Origin of the sequence: Natronorubrum halophilum (genome assembly GCF_003670115.1) — an archaeon.
Taxonomy (GTDB): Archaea; Halobacteriota; Halobacteria; order Halobacteriales; family Natrialbaceae; genus Natronorubrum; species Natronorubrum halophilum.
Genome location: NZ_QQTY01000007.1, coordinates 52,169 through 74,356 on the forward strand (window position 1 = coordinate 52,169; position 22,188 = coordinate 74,356).

The 22,188-nt window shown below is 60.5% G+C and carries 25 protein-coding genes; 9 read left to right on the forward strand and 16 right to left on the reverse strand.

From position 1 onward, the window contains the following. The first annotated feature begins 625 nt into the window (after nucleotides 1-625). Both DWB23_RS22220 and DWB23_RS22225 read left to right on the forward strand, forming a co-directional pair. Nucleotides 626-1,459 carry a ParA family protein gene (locus DWB23_RS22220; protein WP_121745047.1) on the forward strand — a complete coding sequence of 278 codons (834 nt, stop codon included), beginning with the start codon at nucleotides 626-628 and terminating at the stop codon, nucleotides 1,457-1,459. Next, nucleotides 1,452-1,910, forward strand: coding sequence for a hypothetical protein (locus DWB23_RS22225; RefSeq protein ID WP_121745048.1), 459 nt, complete (start codon nucleotides 1,452-1,454; stop codon nucleotides 1,908-1,910). Before DWB23_RS22220 ends, DWB23_RS22225 begins: the two co-directional genes overlap by 8 nt. A 65-nt stretch (nucleotides 1,911-1,975) precedes the next feature. Here DWB23_RS22225 and DWB23_RS22230 read toward each other — a convergent pair whose 3' ends face one another. Together DWB23_RS22230 and DWB23_RS22235 are read right to left on the reverse strand one after the other, a co-directional pair. After that, nucleotides 1,976-3,931 (reverse strand): DEAD/DEAH box helicase family protein, encoded by a 1,956-nt coding sequence (locus tag DWB23_RS22230; RefSeq protein ID WP_121744963.1) that lies wholly within the window; start codon nucleotides 3,929-3,931, stop codon nucleotides 1,976-1,978. 123 nt (nucleotides 3,932-4,054) lie between these two features. Beyond that, complete coding sequence (locus DWB23_RS22235) at nucleotides 4,055-6,280, reverse strand: AAA family ATPase (RefSeq protein ID WP_121744964.1); 2,226 nt, start codon at nucleotides 6,278-6,280, stop codon at nucleotides 4,055-4,057. Nucleotides 6,281-6,438: 158 nt separating this feature from the next. Between DWB23_RS22235 and DWB23_RS23810 the strand changes: the two genes are divergently transcribed. Beyond that, nucleotides 6,439-6,573 carry a DUF7128 family protein gene (locus DWB23_RS23810; protein ID WP_275086335.1) on the forward strand — a complete coding sequence of 45 codons (135 nt, stop codon included), beginning with the start codon at nucleotides 6,439-6,441 and terminating at the stop codon, nucleotides 6,571-6,573. A gap of 26 nt (nucleotides 6,574-6,599) precedes the next feature. Here the strand turns inward: DWB23_RS23810 and DWB23_RS22240 are convergent, their stop codons facing one another. Next, nucleotides 6,600-6,845, reverse strand: coding sequence for a DUF7508 domain-containing protein (locus DWB23_RS22240; RefSeq protein ID WP_121744965.1), 246 nt, complete (start codon nucleotides 6,843-6,845; stop codon nucleotides 6,600-6,602). Nucleotides 6,846-6,847: 2 nt separating this feature from the next. Beyond that, the gene (locus DWB23_RS22245) at nucleotides 6,848-7,321 is read right to left on the reverse strand and encodes a DUF5796 family protein (protein ID WP_121744966.1); all 474 of its coding nucleotides are present in this window, start codon (nucleotides 7,319-7,321) and stop codon (nucleotides 6,848-6,850) included. Between the two features lie 166 nt (nucleotides 7,322-7,487). Between DWB23_RS22245 and DWB23_RS22250 the strand changes: the two genes are divergently transcribed. Continuing rightward, on the forward strand, nucleotides 7,488-8,360 hold the full coding sequence (locus DWB23_RS22250; RefSeq protein ID WP_121744967.1) for a shikimate kinase: 873 nt from the start codon (nucleotides 7,488-7,490) through the stop codon (nucleotides 8,358-8,360). After that, entirely contained in the window at nucleotides 8,357-8,683 is a 327-nt protein-coding gene (locus tag DWB23_RS22255; protein WP_121744968.1) for a chorismate mutase, read from the forward strand. Before DWB23_RS22250 ends, DWB23_RS22255 begins: the two co-directional genes overlap by 4 nt. Before the next feature lie 135 nt (nucleotides 8,684-8,818). Here the strand turns inward: DWB23_RS22255 and DWB23_RS22260 are convergent, their stop codons facing one another. Together DWB23_RS22260 and DWB23_RS22265 are read right to left on the reverse strand one after the other, a co-directional pair. Next, nucleotides 8,819-9,172, reverse strand: a complete 354-nt coding sequence (locus DWB23_RS22260) for a type II toxin-antitoxin system PemK/MazF family toxin (RefSeq protein ID WP_121744969.1) — start codon at nucleotides 9,170-9,172, stop codon at nucleotides 8,819-8,821. Beyond that, the gene (locus tag DWB23_RS22265) at nucleotides 9,169-9,408 is read right to left on the reverse strand and encodes a hypothetical protein (RefSeq protein ID WP_121744970.1); all 240 of its coding nucleotides are present in this window, start codon (nucleotides 9,406-9,408) and stop codon (nucleotides 9,169-9,171) included. Before DWB23_RS22265 ends, DWB23_RS22260 begins: the two co-directional genes overlap by 4 nt. Before the next feature lie 306 nt (nucleotides 9,409-9,714). On the opposite strand from DWB23_RS22265, the gene DWB23_RS22270 reads away from it, so the two are divergent. The 3 genes from DWB23_RS22270 (at nucleotide 9,715) to DWB23_RS22280 (ending at nucleotide 11,414) form a co-directional block, all read left to right on the forward strand. Continuing rightward, entirely contained in the window at nucleotides 9,715-9,945 is a 231-nt protein-coding gene (locus DWB23_RS22270; RefSeq protein WP_121744971.1) for a hypothetical protein, read from the forward strand. Nucleotides 9,946-9,953: 8 nt separating this feature from the next. Next, complete coding sequence (locus DWB23_RS22275; protein WP_121744972.1) at nucleotides 9,954-10,370, forward strand: PIN domain-containing protein; 417 nt, start codon at nucleotides 9,954-9,956, stop codon at nucleotides 10,368-10,370. A 204-nt stretch (nucleotides 10,371-10,574) separates the two neighbouring features. Then, nucleotides 10,575-11,414 carry a carboxylesterase family protein gene (locus DWB23_RS22280; RefSeq protein WP_121744973.1) on the forward strand — a complete coding sequence of 280 codons (840 nt, stop codon included), beginning with the start codon at nucleotides 10,575-10,577 and terminating at the stop codon, nucleotides 11,412-11,414. A gap of 88 nt (nucleotides 11,415-11,502) precedes the next feature. On the opposite strand, the gene DWB23_RS23640 is transcribed toward DWB23_RS22280, so the two are convergent. From DWB23_RS23640 to DWB23_RS22320, 9 genes are all read right to left on the reverse strand, one after another. After that, nucleotides 11,503-11,793, reverse strand: a complete 291-nt coding sequence (locus tag DWB23_RS23640) for a GNAT family N-acetyltransferase (protein ID WP_238717555.1) — start codon at nucleotides 11,791-11,793, stop codon at nucleotides 11,503-11,505. 6 nt (nucleotides 11,794-11,799) lie between these two features. Beyond that, nucleotides 11,800-12,099: a GNAT family N-acetyltransferase gene (locus tag DWB23_RS23645; protein ID WP_238717556.1), complete on the reverse strand. Its 300-nt coding sequence runs from the start codon at nucleotides 12,097-12,099 to the stop codon at nucleotides 11,800-11,802. 120 nt (nucleotides 12,100-12,219) lie between these two features. Continuing rightward, nucleotides 12,220-13,329 (reverse strand): non-hydrolyzing UDP-N-acetylglucosamine 2-epimerase, encoded by a 1,110-nt coding sequence (gene wecB, locus DWB23_RS22290; RefSeq protein WP_121744974.1) that lies wholly within the window; start codon nucleotides 13,327-13,329, stop codon nucleotides 12,220-12,222. Then, a complete protein-coding gene (locus DWB23_RS22295) occupies nucleotides 13,329-14,405 on the reverse strand; it encodes a DUF354 domain-containing protein (protein ID WP_121744975.1) in 1,077 nt (358 codons plus the stop codon). Before DWB23_RS22295 ends, wecB begins: the two co-directional genes overlap by 1 nt. Nucleotides 14,406-15,228: 823 nt before the next feature. After that, complete coding sequence (locus DWB23_RS22300; protein WP_238717557.1) at nucleotides 15,229-16,692, reverse strand: NAD-dependent epimerase/dehydratase family protein; 1,464 nt, start codon at nucleotides 16,690-16,692, stop codon at nucleotides 15,229-15,231. Nucleotides 16,693-16,895: 203 nt separating this feature from the next. Further along, on the reverse strand, nucleotides 16,896-18,071 hold the full coding sequence (locus DWB23_RS22305) for a DegT/DnrJ/EryC1/StrS family aminotransferase (RefSeq protein ID WP_121744977.1): 1,176 nt from the start codon (nucleotides 18,069-18,071) through the stop codon (nucleotides 16,896-16,898). A 206-nt stretch (nucleotides 18,072-18,277) separates the two neighbouring features. Beyond that, nucleotides 18,278-18,667: a universal stress protein gene (locus DWB23_RS22310; protein ID WP_121744978.1), complete on the reverse strand. Its 390-nt coding sequence runs from the start codon at nucleotides 18,665-18,667 to the stop codon at nucleotides 18,278-18,280. Between the two features lie 399 nt (nucleotides 18,668-19,066). Continuing rightward, complete coding sequence (locus tag DWB23_RS22315) at nucleotides 19,067-19,375, reverse strand: DUF7521 family protein (protein ID WP_121744979.1); 309 nt, start codon at nucleotides 19,373-19,375, stop codon at nucleotides 19,067-19,069. After that, nucleotides 19,372-19,719: a winged helix-turn-helix domain-containing protein gene (locus DWB23_RS22320; RefSeq protein WP_121744980.1), complete on the reverse strand. Its 348-nt coding sequence runs from the start codon at nucleotides 19,717-19,719 to the stop codon at nucleotides 19,372-19,374. The genes DWB23_RS22315 and DWB23_RS22320 overlap by 4 nt, the downstream gene beginning before the upstream one ends. 1,077 nt (nucleotides 19,720-20,796) lie before the next feature. Here DWB23_RS22320 and DWB23_RS22325 point away from each other — a divergent pair. Further along, nucleotides 20,797-20,979 carry a hypothetical protein gene (locus DWB23_RS22325; RefSeq protein WP_121744981.1) on the forward strand — a complete coding sequence of 61 codons (183 nt, stop codon included), beginning with the start codon at nucleotides 20,797-20,799 and terminating at the stop codon, nucleotides 20,977-20,979. 14 nt (nucleotides 20,980-20,993) lie between these two features. Here DWB23_RS22325 and DWB23_RS22330 read toward each other — a convergent pair whose 3' ends face one another. Continuing rightward, nucleotides 20,994-22,112, reverse strand: coding sequence for a tyrosine-type recombinase/integrase (locus tag DWB23_RS22330; protein WP_121744982.1), 1,119 nt, complete (start codon nucleotides 22,110-22,112; stop codon nucleotides 20,994-20,996). Between the last annotated feature and the right edge of the window lie 76 nt (nucleotides 22,113-22,188).

Below are 22,188 nucleotides of genomic sequence, written 5' to 3' on the forward strand. Positions count from 1 at the left end.
ATCTCACACTGTCTAGACGGTTCTCAATTTTCACTGTTAGCTGTTCTCCCCCGATATTTCGCTAAAATAGCCCTCCGTGACTTCTGGCGGTTGAAATGCGGATTTTCAGCTCACGCTGTCTACACCGTTCGGGCTTCGACTACGCCAGAACCTTCTACACTGTCTACACTGTGTAGACGGTTTCCGCTACTGTTAAGTCACGTTACTTGGATGATAGACGTGTCGCTCGCCGCGTCCGATCGAGTCGACTCACGGTCGAACCTCGTACAATGTCCACACCGTGTACACGCTGCACACCGCCGGCACGTCCCAGACCGTTCGGACAGTCGGGTGTGCGACTCGCAGTCCGATCGCGAGAACGGTTTGCACAGTGTACACTGTTCGAACGTTGTAGATGTTCTGAACTGTCCGAACTTCGCTGGATGGCGATCCGGTCGAAGGCTACCACCGCCGGCTGTTGCACGCTCGCCCGGGCGACTCCGTCACCGTCCGTGCATTCCAAACGGTGTACAATTCTCACACCGTCTACACTGTGTAGATTGGTTCCCGCTCGAGGGCGGTGCTCGAGGTTCGAACGGGTTCTCCCGCTTCGAGGGCAGACGCGGCGACCGAGGTGTACCCACGAATGACGACACAAACCCCACGCGCCGTCAGCGTCGCCCTCCAGAAGGGCGGCGTCGGCAAAACGACGCTCGCGATCAATCTCGCCGAACGACTCGCCAACCGATCGAACGACGTCTTGCTCGTCGATTTAGACCAGCAGGGCAACGCCACCGAAGGCGTCGGGCTGAGCGACGCCTACAGCAGCGACCGCCACATCGGTGACGTCCTCGAGGACGGTTCCGGGACCGCACTCGAGGACGTGATCCGTTCGACGGACTCCTTCGACGTACTCCCGGCCCACGAGGACCTAGACAGCGTCGAAAACAGCATCCGGAGCGCGACCTTCGGCGAACTGTGGATCAGAAACGAGATCGTCGATCCCGTACTCGGCGAGGAGTACGACTACGTCGTCGTCGACTCGCCGCCGAACCTCGGGCCGCTCGCGGACGCCTCGCTCATTTCGACGCAGAACGTCATCGTCCCGCTGCGGATGAGCGAACCCAGCGTGAGCGGGTTCGAACGCATGTACACCCAACAGATCGGCCCGATTCGCAAGGAGATCGACCTCGATATCATGGCGATCGTCCCCAACTCGCTCGCCGGAGACAACGAGGAGAAGCGAATTATCGGCGATCTCGAGGAGTCCCAGTTCGGCGAGTTCCTCCCGCAGTTCGCTCGCTCGGTTCACTTCGACGATCCGGACTCGCCGGGTCCGGGGCTGCGCGAACGTATCGCCTTCCGCCGGGCGTGGCGCGAGGGCGTCCCGCTCGCGGCGTACGATCCGGAGAGCGATATGCTCGATCGATTGGACGAGCTGGCCGCGATCGTCGAACGCGGAGGTGTCGCCGATGCCTGAGGACAACCGGTTTGCGGGATTGAGCGAGGCCGTCGACGACGATGGTGGATCCGCGGACAAATCGGAGAGCGAGCCGACGGCCGACGACGACTCGAGCGTCCGATCGGACCCGGCGGAACACGAGTTCGACGAGTCCAGTGTCGCTCCTGATTCCGAGAGCGGCGATACCGCGGCGGACGGGTCGAACGGGGCGGACTCCGACTCCGAACCGAGCGAACCCGACGATCCGACCGCGTTTCCGTTCGATGCCGCGGAGAAGAAGACGGTGTACGTCCGCTCCGAGACGCTCGACGAACTCGAGGACGCGCGCGCGTTAGTCGACGCCCAGTTGCGAACGGAACACGACGTCCGCGATCTGACCGGCCGGGAGTTCTACGACGCGGCGTTTCGACTCGCCGCGTCGGATACGGGCGGGCTGATCGACGAAGTTCTCGAGGCTCGCGACGACTGACGCGGAGACCGAATCGCGGTCTCGTCCAACGGGATTGCGAGCACCTCGAGCCGACCCAGCTACTCCTACTTGTCGGTGGAGTCCGCGGTGTCTGCAGCTTCACCGCCGGTAGCTGTTTCCGTGCTATCAGCGAATTCGGCGCTGTCTCCCGTTTCGACCGTCTGTTCCCGAATCGTCATTCCCTTTCGGCCGAGGTGCTGGAGCTGTTTGCGGGCGAAGTCCTCCTCGCGAGTCCCGTACGTGGCGAGTACGTACACCAGCGCACCGCCCGCCGGACGCATCGTCCGACCGGCTCGCTGGGTTCCCTGTCGCCGAGAGCCGCCGAGACCGGAGGCGATGATCGCGAGATCGGCCGTCGGCAGGTCGATTCCCTCGTCGCCGACGCGGGAGATGACCAACAGGTCGCGTTCGTTCCGCCGGAACTCCTCGAGCAGCCGCCGGCGCTCGTGGTGGGGCGTCTCGCCGCTGAGGAAGGGCACGTCGAGGGCGGCTGCGAGCTCCCGGCCCTGTTCCAGATAGTCGACGAAGACGAGCGCTTTCGAGTCGGGGTGGGCCGAGAGCAGGTACCGTACGTCGTCGATCTTGCCCCGGTTTTTCGCCGCGATTCGGTACCGCCCCCTGCCGTCGGCCGAGCCGTAGGCGTTTCGCTGCTCCTCGTCACCCCACGGCACGTAGCGGATCTCGAGTTCCGGTTCGGCGACGAAGCCGGCCTCGAATAGCGCCTCCCAGTCGGTGCCGATCGGCGGGCCGACGAGGGTAAAGATCTCGGTCTGGCGGTCGTCCTCCCGGATCGGGCTGGCCGAGAGCCCGAGTCGGTGTTTGGACTGGAGGTGCGTACTCCGCCGGTACACGTCCGAGGGAACGTGCTGGCACTCGTCGAAGATCACGAGCCCCCACTGCCGGTCGTCGAACAGCGACCGGTGGCGATCCATTCCGGCGATCTGGTAGGTGGCGATCGTCACCGGACGGACCTCCTTTCGGCCGCCGTGGTACTGTCCGATCTGTTCCGGCTCGAGCGAGGTGTACTCCACGATCGTCTCGGCCCACTGTCGGGCCAGATCCCGGCTCGGGACGAGCACGAGGGTTTCCCCGCCGACGTGGGCCATCGCACCCAGCGCGGCGACGGTTTTTCCGCTTCCCGGCGGGCCGACGAACACGCCCTCCCCGGCCTCCGCGAAACGATCGACCCACGTCTGCTGGTAGTCCCGCAGCCGAACCTCGAGGTCGATCGGTAGCTCCTCGCCGGACTCGAGGTCGCGGTGGTCCTGCACCGGGTAGCCCGCCTCGTAGAGAATTCGCTTGATCGCGGCCTCTGACCCCTCCCGGACCCAGTCTTCGGTCTCGGAGATGGGGGCGTGAACGTGTTCCTCGTCGAGTTTCTGGCGGGCGACATTGCCCATGATCTCCGGGCTCTGGCCCTCGAGTACGGTGTAGCCGTCCTCGTGGGTCGCCAGCCGGAACTGGTGGGCGCGATCCCACTGGCTTTCGACCCAGTCCTCGAGCGGTTCGGAGCGCTGTCCCAGCGCCTGGCGCATCGTCCGGGCGAGGTCCTCGAAGGAGTCGTGGGGTGCCTGCCAGATATCCTCTGGCCTGACGACGTAGCGATAGCCCTGCTCGCCGTTGCCGTCCGCGTGGTAGGCGAACTGAGAGAGCTGTGCGCGGGTAAACTGGTCCGGCCGGTCGACGATAATCTCGCGACGCTTCGGAAAGACGATCACGCGCTCCCGGTCGGTCAGATCCTCGAGTTCGCTGGGGTACCAGACGACGGGGTCGGTGTCGACGGAGAGTCGCCGGACAGCGCCCCGATCTGCGAGGTTCTCGAGCGCCTCGGTGGCCGTTTCGTGGGGGAGGTCGAGCGCTCGAGCGACGGCCGCGGCGGTGAGGACCGGTCGGCCCGCCTCTTGCGAGGCATCGTGGAAGTCCGCGATCGTCAACTCCTCGCGCTGTTCGTCCGCAGCGTCGTCGTTCGGCTGCTCCCGTAGCTCGTCACCAGTTGCGTTCGAGGAGGGTTCGTCGGTCACTGCCCGGGCGTAGCGGCGGTGCGGGTAAACCGATTTCGTTCGACTCGACATGTAGCAGTGGTGTGTGCCAGGCGGGAAGAACACACGAAACAGCGGTGGGCGCGAGCCTTCCTCGAACCGCTCTCACCGCGTCGGCATCCCGTTCTCCCGCGCCGCTTCGAGATGCCGTCGCTCGATCACGACCTCGTCCGCCTTCTCGTTCGCCTCGTCGGGATCGTACTCGTCGGCCACCTCTCGAATCGCCTTCATCGAGGCCGTCCGAACGAGGGCCTCGAGATCCGCGCCCGTGTAGCCCTCGAGTTCGGCGGCCAGTTCCGCCACGTCGATATCGTCGTCCAGTGGTTTCCCGCGCGTGTGGACCTCGAGGATCTTCTCGCGGGCCTCCTGATCGGGTTCGCCGACGAGCACGTGCGTGTCCAGCCGACCGGGCCGGAGCAACGCGGGATCGATCTGGTCCTTGCGATTCGTCGCGGCGAGCACCACCAGATTCGGATTCTCGCGCATCCCATCTAACTCCGTCAGAAGCTGTGAGACGACGCGTTCGGTGACCTCGTGGCCCTCCCCTCGAGCGGCCGTGATCGCGTCAATTTCGTCGAAGAAGACGATCGACGGCGCGGACTGTCGGGCGCGTTCGAACACCTCCCGAATCGCCTTCTCGCTCTCGCCGACGTAGCGATCGACGATCTCGGGGCCGTCGACGCGGACGAAGTTGACGTCGGTCTCGCCCGCGAGCGCTCGGGCGAGCAGGGTCTTTCCGGTTCCCGGCGGACCGTACAACAGAACGCCGGAGGGCGGGCTGGTGTTCGTCTCTTCGAAGAGCCGATCGTAGGTCAGCGGCCACTCGACCGACTCCCGGAGGATCTGTTTTGCGTCCTCGAGGCCGCCGACGTTCGAAAAGTCCGTGTTCGGCGACTCGGCGACGTACTCGCGCATCGCCGACGGTTCGATGGTCGCGAGCGCACTATCGAAGTGGGACTTCGTGACGGTGGGATTTCGGTTCCACTCCGACCGATCGTCGGCTTCGGTCGGTCGACCGCGGATCGCGGCCATCGCGGCCTCGCTCGCCACCGCGTCGAGATCCGCACCGACGAACCCGTGCGTTCGTCGGGCGATCGCGTCGACGCTGACGTCGTCGTCGAGCGGCATCCCGCGGGTGTGGACCTCGAGGATTTCCTTGCGCCCCTCCGCGTCGGGAACGCCGATCTGGATCTCGCGATCGAACCGACCGCCGCGACGGAGTGCGGGATCGATCGTATCGACGCGGTTGGTCGCGCCGATGACGATCACCTCGCCGCGGGCGTCCAGGCCGTCCATCAGCGTCAGTAGCTGGCCGACGATTCGGTTTTCGGCGTCGCCCTCGTCGTCGCGGGTGCCGGCGATGGAATCGATCTCGTCGAAGAAGATGATCGTCGGCGCGTTCGCTTCCGCCGTTTCGAACACTTCGCGCAGTCGCTCTTCGGACTCGCCCTTGTACTTCGACATGATTTCGGGGCCGGAGATCGTCTCGAAGTGGGCGTCGACCTCGTTCGCCACCGCGCGCGCGATCAGCGTCTTGCCGGTCCCCGGCGGTCCATACAGCAAGACGCCGGACGGCGGATCGACCCCGAGTCGCTGGAACAGTTCGGGTTCCGAGAGCGGGAGTTCGATCATCTCCCGAACCAGCTCGAGTTCCTCGTCCAACCCGCCGATGTCCTCGTAGGTGACGCCGGAGGTGGGTTCGACATCAGCGCTGGCGGACGCCCGTGCGTCCGCTACGTCGTTCGCGTCGTCGCCGTCGCGGGACGCGCTCCCGTCTCGGCCGGCGCTCGAGGTGCTGACACGTCCCGTCTCCGCGCCGTTTCCGACGATCCGTATCGTGGTCGTACTCGTGATTCGGACGTCGCCTGCGGGGTCGGTATCGGTGACTTTGAACGGCTCCTGATCGAGGCCTTCTATCCGTATCTGCTCGCCGGCCCGTACCGGCCGATTTCGGAGCGTCTTGGCCGCCTCGCGCTCGCCCGTCCCCTGCTGGCTATCGGCGAACGTCGGTGGCGGTGCGAGCGTCACTCGCTTCGCCTCGGCGATCGTCGACGTGTCTTTCGTTCCGACGGCGACCGTATCGCCGACGTGGACGCCGGCGTTTGCGCGCGTGTCTCCGTCGATCTGGATAACGTTCTCCGGGACCGACGGATCCGCCGGCCACATCTTCGCGACGGTCGTCTTTTTGCCCTCGATAACGACGGTGTCGCCGCTTAAAACGCCGAGCTGGCGACGTGCCAACTCCGGGATCCGTGCGACACCCCGCCCTGCGTCCCGCTTTTCGGCGGCGCGAACCGTCAGCGAGACGCCGTCCGAATCCGACTGACTCATACCCGTTCCTTTCGCGCCCGCCGTCTTGAGAATTGTCCTCGAACGTCGGTTCCTCCTCGCGGTGTCCGCGGTACCCGCGGTGAGTACGGTCGCGATCAATGACCGAACCCGGACGGGGCCGGAGAAACGCCTTTTGTCGTTCGTGATGACAGTAGAGTATGGTCGTCCAGACTGAGCGAGACGACGCCACGTGGTGGGAGTGTGAGACCTGCGGGCTACTCTTCGACGAGAAATCGGACGCGGCGGAACACGAAAAACGGTGTGACGACACCGACCCGTCTTACATCCAGTAGAACGGCGGTAGTCGGTCGGCCGGTCGTCACTCGAGTCGCTCGCGGTGGTCCGCGGCGAGTTCGCGGGCCTGCTCGAGGGTGTGCGTCTCCGTCCAGCGAACCCGGTCGCCGTCGCCGTAGGCCAGCGCCGTTTTGAGGTCGTCGCGAAGGACTCCGTGGTCGACCGTGTGCACGTCTCCCGTTGTGCCGCCGAGTTCGTAGACGCCCGGACGATCCGGTGCGGTAGCGACCGTCTTCCGATCGAGGTCCCGCCACGGCTTCTGTAGCGGCACGGCTACTCCCCGCCGATGTCGCCGGTATCGTTCTCGTCGTCCGTGCCGTCGTCCTCCTCGACGAGTTCGTAGGCGTGTTCGCTCATCTCGTCTTCGGCGAAGACGAACAGTCGACCGTCGATCAGCGAGAGGTCGGCGTCGACGCGAATCGAGTACGCTTCCGTCGTGACGGTTACGCCCGGGAACAGTATCTCCTCGTCGTCGCCCTCGAGCATGACGCGACCGACGCCGGTCGACTCAAGGATGTCGTCGTGTGTGTTGCGGTCGTTGACGTACGTCATGACGCCCTCGACCCCGTCGGGGTCGGTGACGAGGACGTGGACCTCCTTTCCCGGTGGCGTCGTAATCGCGCCCTCGACGGGTTTCGGCGGGCCGTGATAGAAGACGTCCCGACCGTCGAGGTACTCGACGACGACGCCGCCGTCGATGAGGTCGACGCCGATCGTGCTCGGTGCGACGTTGTTGCGCGCGCTCATTGAGCGGGCATTCGGGCGGATCCGGGAAAAGCGGTCGGTTCCGACGCCAGTTGCTGTCGGTGGGCCGTTCGCCGGCGAACGTGACGACTGACCGATCGATCGTAACTGGTCAAACGGGTTTGTCGAGACCGTCAGCCGTAAATATACTGTCTGAGAGAGTGATCGTATGGACGGCCGCGCCGTCGCCCCGGCAGCCGGTACGGTTCTCAACGCGCTCGCGACCGGAACCGGCTCTGCCTTCGCGATCGACCTCGAGACGACAGCCACCGTCGAACTCACCAGTGACGGACGCGTCGACGCCGAGATTGTCGGCCAGCCCGACGCCGATACGACGCTCGTCGAGCGCTGTGCTACACTGACGATCGCCGAACACGCTTCACCCGCTGGGCTGAACGAGTCGACCGTCGGTGCTCGAGTCCGAACGGAGAGCGAGGTTCCGATGGCTTCGGGGCTGAAGAGTTCGAGCGCCGCCGCGAACGCGACCGTGCTCGCAACGCTCGACGCGCTCGAGATCGCCGACGCAGTTGATCGGATCGACGCCTGCCGACTGGGTGTGCGAGCCGCTCGCGACGCGGGCGTGACGGTTACGGGTGCGTTCGACGACGCCAGCGCGAGCATGCTCGGCGGTGTGACGGTGACGGATAACGCGACCGATGAACTGCTTGCCCGCGAGGAAATCGATTGGCACGCGCTCGTCTACACCCCGCCCGAGCAGTCGTTCAGCGCCGACGCCGACGTCTCCGCTTGCGAGCGGATCGCCCCCATGGCCGACCTCGTCGCTGAGCTGGCACTGGACGGCCGCTACGGCGAGGCCATGACCGTCAACGGCTTCGCGTTCTGCGGTGCCCTCGAGTTCTCGACCGGTCCGATGATCGACGCGTTGCCCGACGCCGCCGGCGTCTCCCTGTCGGGGACGGGACCGAGTTACGTCGCCGTCGGCGATCAATCGACGCTCGAGACGGTTCGAGACCGGTGGGACGAACGCGACGGAACGACACGATTACTGCGGACGCGAACGGACGGAACAGAACTAGCATGACTCGAGAAGCCGACACAGCCACGGACGGCGGCGAGGAGAACCGAACACCGGACGAGATGAGCCTCGACGAACTGCGCGAGGAGATCCAGACGATCGATCGCGAGATCGTCGAACTGATCGCCCAGCGAACCTACGTCGCGGACACGATCGCACAGGTCAAAGACGAGCAGGGGCTGCCGACAACCGACGAGAAACAGGAGCAACAGGTCATGGACCGGGCCGGAGCCAACGCAAAACAGTTCGACGTCGACGACAATCTCGTAAAAGCGATCTTTCGGCTGTTGATCGAACTGAACAAGGTGGAACAAAGGGAGAACCGGTAGTCGAAATCAGCGTTTTCAGGCATCGTCTCCGGTGATCGGCCACTGGAAATCTTCTGGTTGCCGTTCAGTCGGTTCGTCGCCAGTTTCGACATCCGGTCGGAAGCGCCCGATTTCTCTGGAAACAGTATGCACGAATCAGTCTAGTCCGAGACTCAGTTTCAACGCTTCGTCCACCGCCTCCATCGTCTCGGCGTCGAGACTTCCGACTACCGAGTGAATCCGCTTTTCGATGGACACGACACGAACTTGGTCGAGACGAACGGACGAATCCTTCTCGAACGGCGACTCCGCCGCTTCAACGAGTACCTCGAAGGGATAGCCTCGATATGTTCCCGTTGCGGGCGCGACGATGGTCGTACTAGAATTTTCGTTTCCGATATCGTTCTGTAAGACCACCGCTGGTCGTGTCTTCTTCATTTCGTGGCCCTTGGCGGGGTCCAGTCGGACGACAACGACGTCTCCGCGCCGAACTTCCGATTCCTCGCTCATTCATTCAGTCCGTCCCATACCTCATCCGACACTCCGTTCCATTCTTCGGCCAGTTCCTCTGCGCCCTCTGAAGCCTCGCGGTACGCAGCGGCGAGTTCGTCCTCGTCAGGGTGGTCGGATTCCACGTCGACGACGGCGACGGTCACACGCTTGTTCGCGTACTCCGTTCCGAGATAGATTCGACCTCGGTCATCGGTCTCGTTGGTCTGTAGGTCCCGAGCATCGACTTTCGTCATGTTGTCGACTTGGAGCTATTGCTGAATAAGTGTTACCCACTATTACCCACGATAAATCTGTTCCGTGACTTGTACCATGGGTTCCATCTACCTGAACACGGTCGATCTGCTCGAGAGCAGATATGCCCTAAAGCACACGTATTAGGCCTTCTACCCCCGAAGTAGTACTCTACAATTCGTTCTGAGTGATTCGTTGTCTTCGGTCGGAGCCGATGAGCAGCGTTTCAGTTGTTACTTTAGTGGTCAGTTCTTGCTGCTGTGCCCCCATCCAAAGACACAAGATTCTGTGTGTACATAGTTTTCTGTATGCCCAGTATCACCGTTAATGTCGATGACGACCTCAAAGACCGAATGGAGCAACATCCGGAGATCAACTGGAGCGAGGTCACCCGCCAGGCTATCCAGGAGAAGATCGAGACGCTCGACGTGATGGACGAACTCACGTCTGGAAGCCAACTCACTGAAAGCGACGTCACGGAGATCGCCAACAAGATCAACGAGAGCGCACACGACCGCGTCGAAGAGAAGTTGGAGTAGTCCAGACGATGAAGTTGGTCGTCGACGCTAACGTCGTCATCTCCGCGCTCATCGCCGACTCGAAAACCCGCGAACTCATCGTTACGCTCGAACCGGAGCTCCTGACACCCGAGTTCGTCCACGACGAAATCGAGAACTACACCGGTTTGATCGTCGAGAAATCCGGTATGAATCCGGAACGGGTCTTGCAGTTCGTCGACCTTCTGTTCCAGTATATCGAGACCGTTCCCGCCGAGGAGTTCTACCCACACATCGAGGAGGCCGAAGCAGCGATCGGTGAGACCGATCCCGACGACGTGCTGTACGTCGCGTGTGCGCTCGCCGGTGGCGCGAACATTTGGAGCGACGACACAGATTTCGATGAGCAAGATGTCGTCGAGACGCATTCGATGACCGACGTGATCGACTCGTTCGACACGCGCTAACTGACCGGTACTTTACTAACGTGTACGGGGTCGTGGTTGTCGTACCGTTGGTGTAGTCGGGTAACTATTCTGTTCCGATCTCTCACTCGAGGAAGGGGTGGATATGAAGGGGTATCCTGTGGAAGTCGTACTATCGGAAAGATTAACTAACGACGGACGTATCGGTTACGGTGAGAATAGACCTAAAGAACGTGACAGTACGCTATGAACGATCACATCTCACGCCGCCGGTTTCTTGGAGCCAGTGCAGCAGTTACAGGAATTTCTCTAACAAGTCTCGGGAGTTTTTATTCGGCGGCCGCCGCAAGCGATGAGGTCCACGGCTTCGAAGCGAGCGGGATAGCGGGCGAAACCGCGATACTTCCCTACCGACTATTCAAGCCCGACGACTATCGAGATGGCCGGCAGTTCCCGCTCGTACTTACTCTCCATGGAGCCGGGAAGCGCGGAACCAACAACAAAATCCAGGTCTATAACAACGCGCTGATCTACTCTGATAGCCGAGTTCAATCGTTCCAGCCGACGTTCGTCGTCTCGCCACAGTGTCCCGACGGGAAGTCGTGGGTCGACGTCACTGGTTGGAATGAAGGAGCTCGCCCGCTTCGAGAGATGACGGACCCGATGGCGACGGTAGTCGAATTGCTCGATGATCTCATCGAGACCTATCCGATTGACCCGGACCGGCAACATGTGGCTGGCTATTCGATGGGTGGGTACGGCACGTGGGATCTCATTTCGCGGTTCCCGGACCGGTTCGAGGCCGCAACGCCAATGTCGGGCGGTGGCGTCCCAGAACGCGCCGCAGAACTCGATGATGTCCGCGTGTGGGCGTTCCACGGCGAAGACGACCCGATAGTCCCCGTGAGAGGCACGCGAGAGAAGATCCGGGCCATGCAAGATGCCGGCCTCGAGCCCAAGTACACCGAGTTCACGGGTGTCGGACATACGGCGGATCCGGCACTCCGGACGGATGGACTCGCGGAATGGATGCTCCGAGATCCGGAAACGCCGCCAATCGCTCCACAGACGGGCATTGATAGCTAGCTTTCGCCGTGGTGACGTCTACAGCCGGCGCGACAGGTTCGTGCTTCACTGACGATGTACCGCGATCCGTGTTGGACGACTATACCAGCTACTGTCCTCCCTGGTACTGCTCTCTGGATATCGTATACCGGTGATGATCGACGACGTCTCCACCGAGACGAACTGTCGAGTTCCGAATGATCCCGTCGTATTGGCCGCCGTTCGTTTCGACGTACGTTTCGACGGCGCGCCGTGATTTCTCGTTCCCGTCTTCTACGGGTACCGCGACGAGATCGAGCGAGAGTCGCTCGAATGCGAGTCGACCATCGCGTGCGCGCTCCGCGGAGTATCCTCGGCCACAGAACTGTTTCCGTAGCCAGATCGCGGGTTTCCCGGTCATCGTCTCCTAATCGACGATGAGTCCTCCCGACCCAGCAATCTTGCCGCCCCCGTCCTCGCCTTCCTTCGGTCGAATTACGTATTCGGCTCTGGTTCCCGCTTCCCACTGTTCTTCGAGTGAGTCGATGTACTCTTTCGTTTCTGTTACCGTCTCGTGAGCGTCCCAGGGTAGATATCGCGTCACTTCGGCGATCGAGTCTTGGTGGTGTGAACAATGGTGGTAGTACTCGAGTGCGTCGACGTTTTCGTGGCATAGCTGTTCCAAGTCGAGACGGTCCGTCTCTATTGTTTCGGGAAAGAGTGGCATGAACGAACGCGTGTCGTTCGGGACTTAGTTTCAACGCTTCACCCCGCTTCCGTCCGTTCGTGTCGAGAGAACCGGCCACCGAACGAATCCGATCCGGATCGTTGTACGGGCGGCTGTGGGTTAGTTGGGCGTCAGCGACTCGAGTTCCGGTTCCGGAGTGGTCGCGTCGAACTGTTGGTGGAGTATGCTGACGATCCGTTGGCCGGCTGAGCCATCTCCGTAGGGATAGGGGTTAGAATTCGGCTCCTGATCGGTCTGTAGAGCGTTCCGAATGCGATCGGTGTTCGGGCCGACGAGTTCGTTCCAGCCGCAGTCGACGGTCTCCGTCCACTCGGTCTCCTCCCGAAGCGTAACACAGGGCGTCTCGAGGAAGAACGCCTCCTTTTGCACGCCGCCGGAATCCGTGACGACGCGTTCGGCGGTATCGAGTAGCCGAACGAAGTCGAGATATCCCTGCGGCTCGATGATCTCGAGGTCGTCGGCCGCCCGCTCCCAGAGTCCGTACTCCTCGAGTTTGGCAACGGTTCGTGGATGAGCGGGGAACACCACCGGAAGCGATGCGCTCGAAAGTCCGTCGAGAATCGCCTCGAGGTTCGCTCGCTGATCGGTGTTGCTCTGTCGGTGGACGGTGGCGAGGATGAACTCGTCCGCGGAAATCCCAAGATCCTCGAGGACCGTTGACTGCGTTGCGACCCGCTCTCGGACCGCCAGAATGTTGTCGTACATCACGTCGCCGGTCCAGTAAACGCCGTCCGTGATCCCCTCGCCTGCGAGGGTTTCGACCGCGCGCTCGCTCGGGGCGAAACAGAGATCCGACGCGTGATCCGTCAGCACGCGGTTGATCTCTTCCGGCATCTCGCGGTTGTAACTCCGGAGACCCGCCTCGACGTGTGCGACGCAGACGTCACACTTCGAGCCGACGATTGCCCCTGCCAGCGTCGAGTTCGTGTCGCCGTAGAGCAACAGCACGTCCGGGTCGGTGTCCTCGACGATGGGTTCGATCGCCGCGATCATCTTCGCCGTCTGGCGGCCGTGAGTGTCCGATTTGACGCCGAGATTGTGGTCGGGTTCGGGAATGCCGAGTTCCTCGAAGAAGACGTCCGACAGTTCCTCGTCGTAGTGTTGGCCGGTGTGGATCAGAATCTCTTCCCCGACCGATCTGAGCTCCCGCGAAACGACCGCAGCCTTGATGAACTGCGGTCGAGCGCCGACGATGGAACAGACCCGCATCAGCGCACCTCCGTGGCGGCACCGGCGACTGGTTTCGTCTGTGTTCCACCGCAGGAGACGGCGATGTTACAGAGCAGTTCCGTCAGGTTATCCATATCCTCGACGTACGCGTTGCGACGCTGTTCCCACGTTTCAGCGGTCGAATCGTCCGCGAGGAGCGTTTGGGATTGTTCGAGCACCTCGTCGAACGTTCGCAGATTCTTGATGAGCCCCTGTTCTTCGAGCTCCAGGAAGTTCCCCATATCCGACTCACCGACGAACGAGTTCGACCGAATCGCGGGCGTGCCAAGTAACGCGGCTTCCGTTACCATCGTCTGCGTATCCGCAACCAGCAACTTGGCCTCCGCCAGCGCGTCGTGCATTCTTGCGGGGTGGAGATCGAACGACCGTGCCGCCGTTTCGTCGAGTGATAGCTTTCCGCCTTCGTCGGAGACGAAGACGGTGGCATACTCCGACAGCGTCGAGAGGAGTTGACGACGCTCCTCGAGCGAGAAGCCCTTTCTCCCGACGTCGTGATGGCCGTTAAACGCGTTAAACCGGACGATGACGTACGGCTCGTCCTGATCGACACCGAGTGCGTCGCGAACTGACGGATCGGGTTCGAATATGTCCGGGTGAAGATACGCGGATTCCGTGACGCCGTCGAACCGGTAGTGTTTATCGCCGAGGTCTTTCCGAAAGGCGTTCGGCGTGAGAATCGCCCGAACGAACGGTCGAGCGATACGGTGGTCGAGCGAAGGCTCCGAATCCAGCACGGCGATCGCAGGCGTCTGCGAGAAGAGACCCGCAGCCGCTGCATACGGTCCTTTCCCGAAAATGACGTCGGGATCGAACTGCCGGGCTCGACGAGCGATTCTGTAGAGATGCGAGGGTAGCTCCCACGCCAGGGAGTGAAGCGACTCGCTGCGATCGCCATAGGTTTCGTAGGGCAGGCCGTAGTAAGAGAGGAGGGTTTCGGTGAACTCGTCGCTTCTGGCGAACACGAGAACCTCGTGGCCTTGCTCCTCGAGGTGATTGGCCGCATGCTTGTACAGATGGACGTGAGCGGGTGTATTATTGAATATTAAACATTTCATTGATAACACCTGATATGACGACTATTTTTTTACTGGTAGATCATATTGTTATAGCTGTCATAAAAAATGGATCTTCTGTTCGTCGGAGATACTGTACTCTGTACGTGAACATAACCGGGATGGACGGAAACGCTGCTACTTCAGCGGCCCCGACTACCGTCACCTGTGGAATAACGGGCAAAAATCGAAATAACATACCTATACCTGTAGAAAATCTGCAGAATGATTGAGGTACAGTCAAGTATCGTCGAAATATTGGACCCCTCGAGACGAAGCTTTTAACCGAAAATCGGTCCGCTTGCTCTCCGAAATCCGGATTTTCATTCCTCGTTATTCTACTGCACTATACACTCACGAACCAACTATTATCAGAAATAGTATAGGGATCTTCTAGGTAATTATCTATAGAAAGACAGTAATTGAATAGGGATAGTTGCTCGCAGACACCCAGTCAAAAGCCGTTTACTTCGTTTCGGGAGAGCGATATCGGTCGAGGAACCACTAACCGAGAGCGTCCGAAAACAGTCTACTGCTCGAATCGATTACGCATAGACGCTTCCGCCGATAGACCGACGCCGAGCCCGGATGGTAGCGAGAACGCGACGAGACCGCGTTCACCGGATACCTATTATCTCTCGTGGACCCTCGCTTACTCGATCGATTCGGGCAGTTCCCGACAAGAGGATTCGCCCCCAAATTTCGGGACGAACCGTCGAAAGTCGCCGACTACGACCCACACTCTCGAGAAGGGACTATCGTCCGGCGGTGGGTTTCGTTCGGTCGTCGAAATTCACGTCGTGGCTCGAGCAAAGATGTTCGTGGACTACACTCCGCCTGGGTGGAGTTTCTCTTGTGAGTGCTCGGGCGTCGTCTCGCACGTTTCGAGGACGGTAGTCGTGTTTTCGAAGCTCGGTGCCTGCTCGAGGGTCTCGTAGTTGTTGTACCTGGTTGCGGTGACGTCGCCGTAGCGATCGGATTCGAAGGCCTCTCGCAACTCGAGACAGTGGTCGCGAACCGTTCGTTCGGGTTCGAAGCCGAGCTCCGTTCGGATCTTCTCGAACTCGACGCGATAGCTCCGTTCGTCGGTGAGTTCGTCGCGGTACTCGATCGACGCCTCGGGAAAACAGTCAGCGACGATGGTTGCGAGTTCGTCGATTCGGTAGTTCTGCCGGTTCGAGCCGACGTTGAAGACGGTATCGGCGACGTCTTCTATCGGGGCGGTCAGACACTCGACGTACGCCCGGGCAGCGTCGGCGACGTGCACGTTCGGTCGGTACTGGTCGCCACCAAAGACCGGAATGACGTCTTTCGAGTGTGCTTTGACGGGGAGGATGTTGCCGACGAGATCGAACCGCATCCGCGGTGAATGACCATAGATCGTCGCCATTCGAAGGATCGTAGGCGAGAAGTGATCGTCGGCGAGGTCATGGAGCACGCGTTCGGATTGAATCTTCAGACGAGCGTACAGCGAAACGGGATTACGCTGGGCCTCCTCCGAAAGCCGCTTCGATTCGGCTACCGATCGGCCGTAGACACTACACGTCGAGGCGAAGACGAAGCGATTGATCTGGTGGTACTTGCAGATCGAAGCCAACAACCGTGTCGAATGAAGGTTGTACTCGAGGGTTTTCTCCGCGTCGATTTCGGAGGCCGGATCGCCGACGATTCCGCCGAGGTGAACCACGGCGTCGACGCCGTCGATCGCATGGAGGATTGTGCTGGCGGATCGGGCATCCCCCTCGATGAGCGTGAATCGATCGGTACTCGCGAGATCGGTGATTCCCGTCTCGCCATACAACAGCGGATCGAGAACACGGACATCGAAACCGTCGTCGAGGAGCTGACGGCACAACACCGAGCCGAGATATCCCGCACCGCCGACGACGAGAACCGTCTCGGCGCTGGCCGAATCCCGCTCGGTCCCGCGTGACGCGGTATCGGATAGGTCGACGCCCGTAACGTCGATGACACGGTTATCCTCGTCGATCACCGGTGCGACGATTGTCTCATCGTCTCGAGTGCTACTGTGGTCGTCTGCTGTCCCGTCGACCGTCCGAACGGCACCGTTCGCATCGACGATAATCGGATTCTCGTCGACGACGGCTGATACCGACGTATCGGGCGTGACACCGTCAAGCAACTTCCGTCTGAGTCGTTCGTCCGTTGTAGTTCCAACGAGTCGGTTCTCGTCGTCGACGATAACGATTCCACTCGACTCGGATCGATCGATCCGCGTTATCGCGTCACGAATCGTCATCCGCGAATCGGCTGTGGCTGGCCATCTCATGATTATCAATCGACGTCAACTGCAACACTGCTCTCAGAGTTGACGCTCGACGATCTATTCACCCAATCTGGACGGTCCCCCTTTGTTATGGGTCGGTTGGTGACAGTCGCCTGAATATTCACACGCTGCGGTGACCGTCACGAACGGGATCCGTGTTCGAATAACCCTCCGAACGAATCCGCAACACCGATCGACAGAAACTGTTACACCTCCGAGAGCTCCGAGTCGATCGCACTCCTCGGACGGCCGCGTTCGACGCCAGCACTGACGCCGGCTGTGATTCGATCGATCTCGTCCCCGGTCAGGTTCGGATGGATCGGAAGCGAGAGTACTCGACCCATGACCGCTTCCGTTACGGGGAACGCTCCGGGCTCGTAACCGTACTCCTCGCGGTAGGCGCGCGTAAGGTGCACGCACGGGTCCCAGTACACTTTCGATGCGATTCCCCGCTGCGATAGGGTGTCGATAACGGTCTCTCTGTCGACTGTTTCACTGAGAGTAACCGTATAGAGCTGGTACACGTGATTTCCGCGACCGGCTGCAGTATGCGGTGTGACCCCTTCGACGTCGGCGAATCCGTCGGAGAGTTGCGTTGCAACGCGTCGACGACGTTCGATATGGTCGTCGACCTTCGTTAGCTGAGCACAGCCGATGCTGGCGACGAGATCCGACATTCGGACGTTCGTCCCGAGGCCGACGTACTCTCCGCTGTCGCTCGAGACGAAGTACTCGGACGAGGTACGGCCGTGCGACCGAAACTGCTCGACCCGGCGTGCGATGTCGTCGTCGTCGGTAACGATCGCGCCGCCTTCGCCGGTCGGCAGGATCTTGTTCTGGCAGAAACTGAGCGCGGCAGCGTCGCCGAAGGTCCCCAGCGCCTGACCGCGATACTCTGCTCCAAAGGCCTCGGCAGCGTCCTCGATCAACGGGACACCAGCGTCGGCAGCGATCTCGACGAGCGCGTCGATCTGACACGCGCAGCCGTAAGGGTGGATCGGCAGGATCGCCGCCGTCTCGTCGCTTACCTTCGCTGTGACGCACTCGGGGTCGAGCCCGTACGTTTCGCGTTCGATATCCGCAAACACCGGTCGTGCCCCGACGAGTCGAACGGCGTTCGCTGTTGCGATGAACGTAAATGAGGGGACGATTACCTCGTCACCCTCACCGACGCCGTGGGCCGTCAACGCAGCGACCAGTGCGGTCGTACCCGAGTTGACGGTGATCGCGTGGTCGACGCCCAGGTACGACTCGAGCCCGCTCTCGAATCGGTCGATGTACGGCCCGTTTGCCCAGTAGGAACCCCGCGTGATCGAATCGACGGCGTTCGCGACGTCGTCTTCATCCCACGGAATCTCGAACAATGGGATCTCAGTACTCATCGAGAAGGGGGTTTGCGGGGCAGCCGATTAAGTAGCCGTCTGTTACCTTCAAGAAGGGGGTGATTTCCTCGATGACTGTACTTCAGTATGATTGACGTCTCGACCGCGACGAACGGTACTCGACGACGGATAACTCCGGAGCCCAGCGCGATCAGCCGGTCTCATCGTCGTTTCGACTGGAATCGCCTCTCCACCGCGAACTGCGATCACAGGTCGGGACCCGGAACGACGACGACCGGCAGCGGTGCGTTCTCGAGCAGTTTTCGTGCGGTGGAACCGACAGTTTTCGGTGTGTTGGAGGTGCCGCTGTACGGGGTGATAACGATTTCGTCGGCATCGACCGCGCTTGCGGCCTCGAGGAGTTCCGCGGCCGGATCACCGGCGTCCGTTCGACGTTCCGTGTCCACGGTGCCGACGGTCGTGAGTCTGACGGGGGCGACGTTTAGCGCCTCCTGTGCATCCCGCCGTGCGGTGGCATCCGCGGTCGGCGTGACGGCCACGACGGTTACGGTATCGTCGCTCGTCGCTCGTTCGTCGAGATAGTCACAGATTGCCGCCGTCGTGTGAACGGATACCGTACCTACAAGATAGTGCATATCGGCCCCTCGAACGGCGTCACGAAGAAGCTGTGGGTGCTTACTGAGGTCGGTGGTGCGCGAATTCGTCGACCCCGAACCGATCGCCGCCGGTGGCAGCTAAATCAGTGGCTCTCACGTGGATTTTCCGAACCAGAAAACACGCTCGCAACACTATTAGGTACGGGTCAGAACCAACGGCGTGGGGAGGACCACTCCAATCCGTACGGCGTGTCCTGCCGGATTCGATTCCCCCACCGATCTCCGTTGCACGCACCTTCCGACTCGGAACGCGGCCGCGATTTCCCACCCGCGGCTGTTTCGCTCGGATCCCGTGTCAGTAGTCCCCGTAACTCCGCTTCGGCCCTCAAGAAGTCGATTTCAGGTACCAGAATTTGTCGGTCAGTTCTCGAACGAAAGCTAGTGGCGGCCGTACAGTGAGTACATTATCGCAACTAACCCGAGTAGCCGGCTCACGTTCTCGAGAAATACCGTGACGATCTGTCTGAAGTCGAGGAACGTTGTGATCGTCACGTTGATCAGGAACGGACAGAGCGTGAGCAAGAGCAAGCCAACTGCCAGGTAGAGCATCGATGACGCATCGTTTCGGCGATACCCTCGGTAGGCCTGGTACGCGATAATCGTCCCGATCAGTGCGACCAGAAAGAGACTCGCGACTGTCAGGAGTTCGAACAGGGGCGCTTCGTCGATTCGGACGACATCGCTCATCGCATCCCCTCCCAAATGCGAGTGAACTTGTCGGCGACGTCTTCGTCGCGATACGTCAACTCGAGGGCGAACGAGCCGTCCTCGAGGGATAGCTCGAGCCGGTCGAGGTTCGCGCTGTAGACGCTGAAATGGTTTCCGTCGGGTGCGAGCTCCGTTTCTTCGGTGACCAGATGGCACTCCTTGAGACGATCGAGCCGTCGATAAATCGTGGGGAGGGAGGCATCACACCGATCACTCAGGGTACTGGCAGACATGGGTTCGACGCTCGTATGGGTGAGGATCTCGCGTGCGTACTCGTCGTCGAGTACTGCGAGCACAGTCGATAGATCAGTATCCTCACTCACTGGTACGTGTTCGTTCTGGCATTGCTATGAAAAACGGTCCGGTTTTTCTGAACGAGATAATTCGGTTCGGACGTAGCCGCGTCCGCCAGCCATATTGTTCAGTTGATACATAGAGGAAAACTCAAAGTTCCGAATAGATGTGCGTTCTAACGTCCTCGTTCAGCATGTCGCTGGAATGGTTCGTCTCGAACAGTGCGTACGCCTGTGCATCCTCCTTATTTGAGTTAGAATAGTCGAGATGTACGAAATCGTCATTCAAACTGTACAGGGTCTGGAAGTGACCGTAACTCCGGCATCGTCCCTGATTTCTCGATTGACTGAATTTCTGTATCGTTCACGTAGACCAATAGTGTCTCCCAACCATTAGGTACGTCTGCTCCACCGACAAGATGGGTCACAGAATCACACGTTGATTCACCAGTTGAGTCATCAGATAAGGATTTTCCACTGAGTTCAGCACTAACAGTGAATCTCAGACTATATTCGTTTCCGATAGAATTGTTCAGTTCGGGTTCAACATTTCCTAATGAACTACATAACCGGACATCAAACGTAAGGTCGGCTGACTCCCCGTCACCAACGATATGAACCCATCCACTATGAGACACCTCCTCACTTGGAAATGACGAATCTGGGCTTTTTGAGTAGGCAATCCCGGGAGTCTCGTTATTTTTTCCTTCTTTCTCTTGTGGGTCCGCTGCATCTCGGCTAAAAGGCGCGGTTAGACTTTGGCACCCAACAAGAAAACCGATGCTTGTAGTAGAAACGAGAGCAAGCATCTTGCGGCGGGAGAGCAGAGGCCTCATTAGGTTATTATCTGGTTTAGTTCCTTATAGTATGTCGGCCATTTAGAATGTGTTGCTCAACGAGATATATTCCCCGTCTCCACATGGTAACTACTGGATTTCTAACCTTCGCTTTCAAGCAATTATTCTTGACGTGCCTGCCTTCTGGCCCTCAATATCATATAGCCACATAGAGTTTACTGAGGTCACGTCCTTGCGATTGCCGTCATCTCGAGCCCCAGATGTCATCACTTGCACACCGCTTAACCACGATCGCCGATACTACTCCGGTATGAGCCGTACGACCTACCGGTGTACCTGCGGCGCGCTCCTCGAATTCAAACAGGACCTCGAGAAGGAGTCGAAGGTCACGACGCCGAGTTGGAAATGCACGGACTGCGGGACGCCAGTTCCCGGGAAAATCGCCGAGAAGGTCAGACACCAGCATCCGTCCCGAGCGCGACGTCCCCGGTAGAACGTTAGTCTCGGTCACTCGTTTTCGAACACTACGGATGTCTCCTCGGCCAGTTCGCTGGCTTCGATGTGCGCGTACATCTGCGAGGTCGTCCGCGGGTCGGCGTGTCGGAGCACCCGTTGTGCTGCCGCCGCACCGTGCTCGCGGTAGACGGCTTCACCGACGCCGCGCCTCGCACCGTGGGGCTTCAGGTACGCTCCGTCGACGTCGATCTCCGCGTCTTCGCACAGCCGCTTCAGGACAGATCGACCGCCGTTCGTCGAGAGAGACGGTGGAACCACACCGTGTTGCCGGTGTAACTCAAGGGGTTCACCCGCCGATGGGTCGGCTTCGTCCGGCAGGTTGCTGTACAGCGACGGTGCGTGACTCGTCGCGAACACCGGCCACTCTGAGGACGGCGGCTTCAGTGCGTGCTCGAGGCGCTCGAGTGGCGGGTGTGCCTGTCTCGGAAGCTGGACCTCTTCGTCCTCCTGTTGACTCTTCCCCAGGACGTGTAGCTGGTTGTTTTCAAGGTCGACGTCGCCCCATCGCAGGCCGTTCCTGCGGTCGTCTCGTGGATCGCTCAGGATTTCCCCACCTCGAACTCCGGAGTACGCGAGGACGTACACGAGCGCGCGATCGCGCAGTTCCTCGAATGCGTCGAGTCCGTCCTCGTCGACGGCCCGGTGTGCCCGCCGATCGACGTACCGAACCAGCGCCTTCCGATCCTTCGGCGACCAGAACTGCTGGTCGCCGCTCGTCTTCGTCGGTCGCGGCGGCAGCTCGTCGAGCGCGATTCCTTTCTGTGCAGGGTTCTCCTCGAGCCATTCCCAACGTACGCAGTACGAGAGGAACGCAGAGACGTAGTCGTAGTATGTCCACGCGGTCGAGGCTGAGATGTCATCCTCGTCACCCGGTTTCTTCCCGGCGTCGACGCGGCGGGAGAGGTACTTCGCGTACCGGGCCGTGTTCCGCTTGCTGATCTGCTCAACAGTCTCGACGTCGCGACCTTCGAGGTGCTGTCGCCAATGTGTCAGTACGCGCTCGAGGGCGTCACGATAGTTCCCGGATTTGCTTCCCGACTCGAGGAAATCGCCGATGGCGGTCTCGAGGGCGTGTCCCTCGGGATTAGGTCCTGGATCAGTGGGCACCATTCGTTCGGATTACCGTACAGTGTCGACCCGCATAAATTCACTGTGCGTTACTACACTAATGCACAGTGAATTTCTC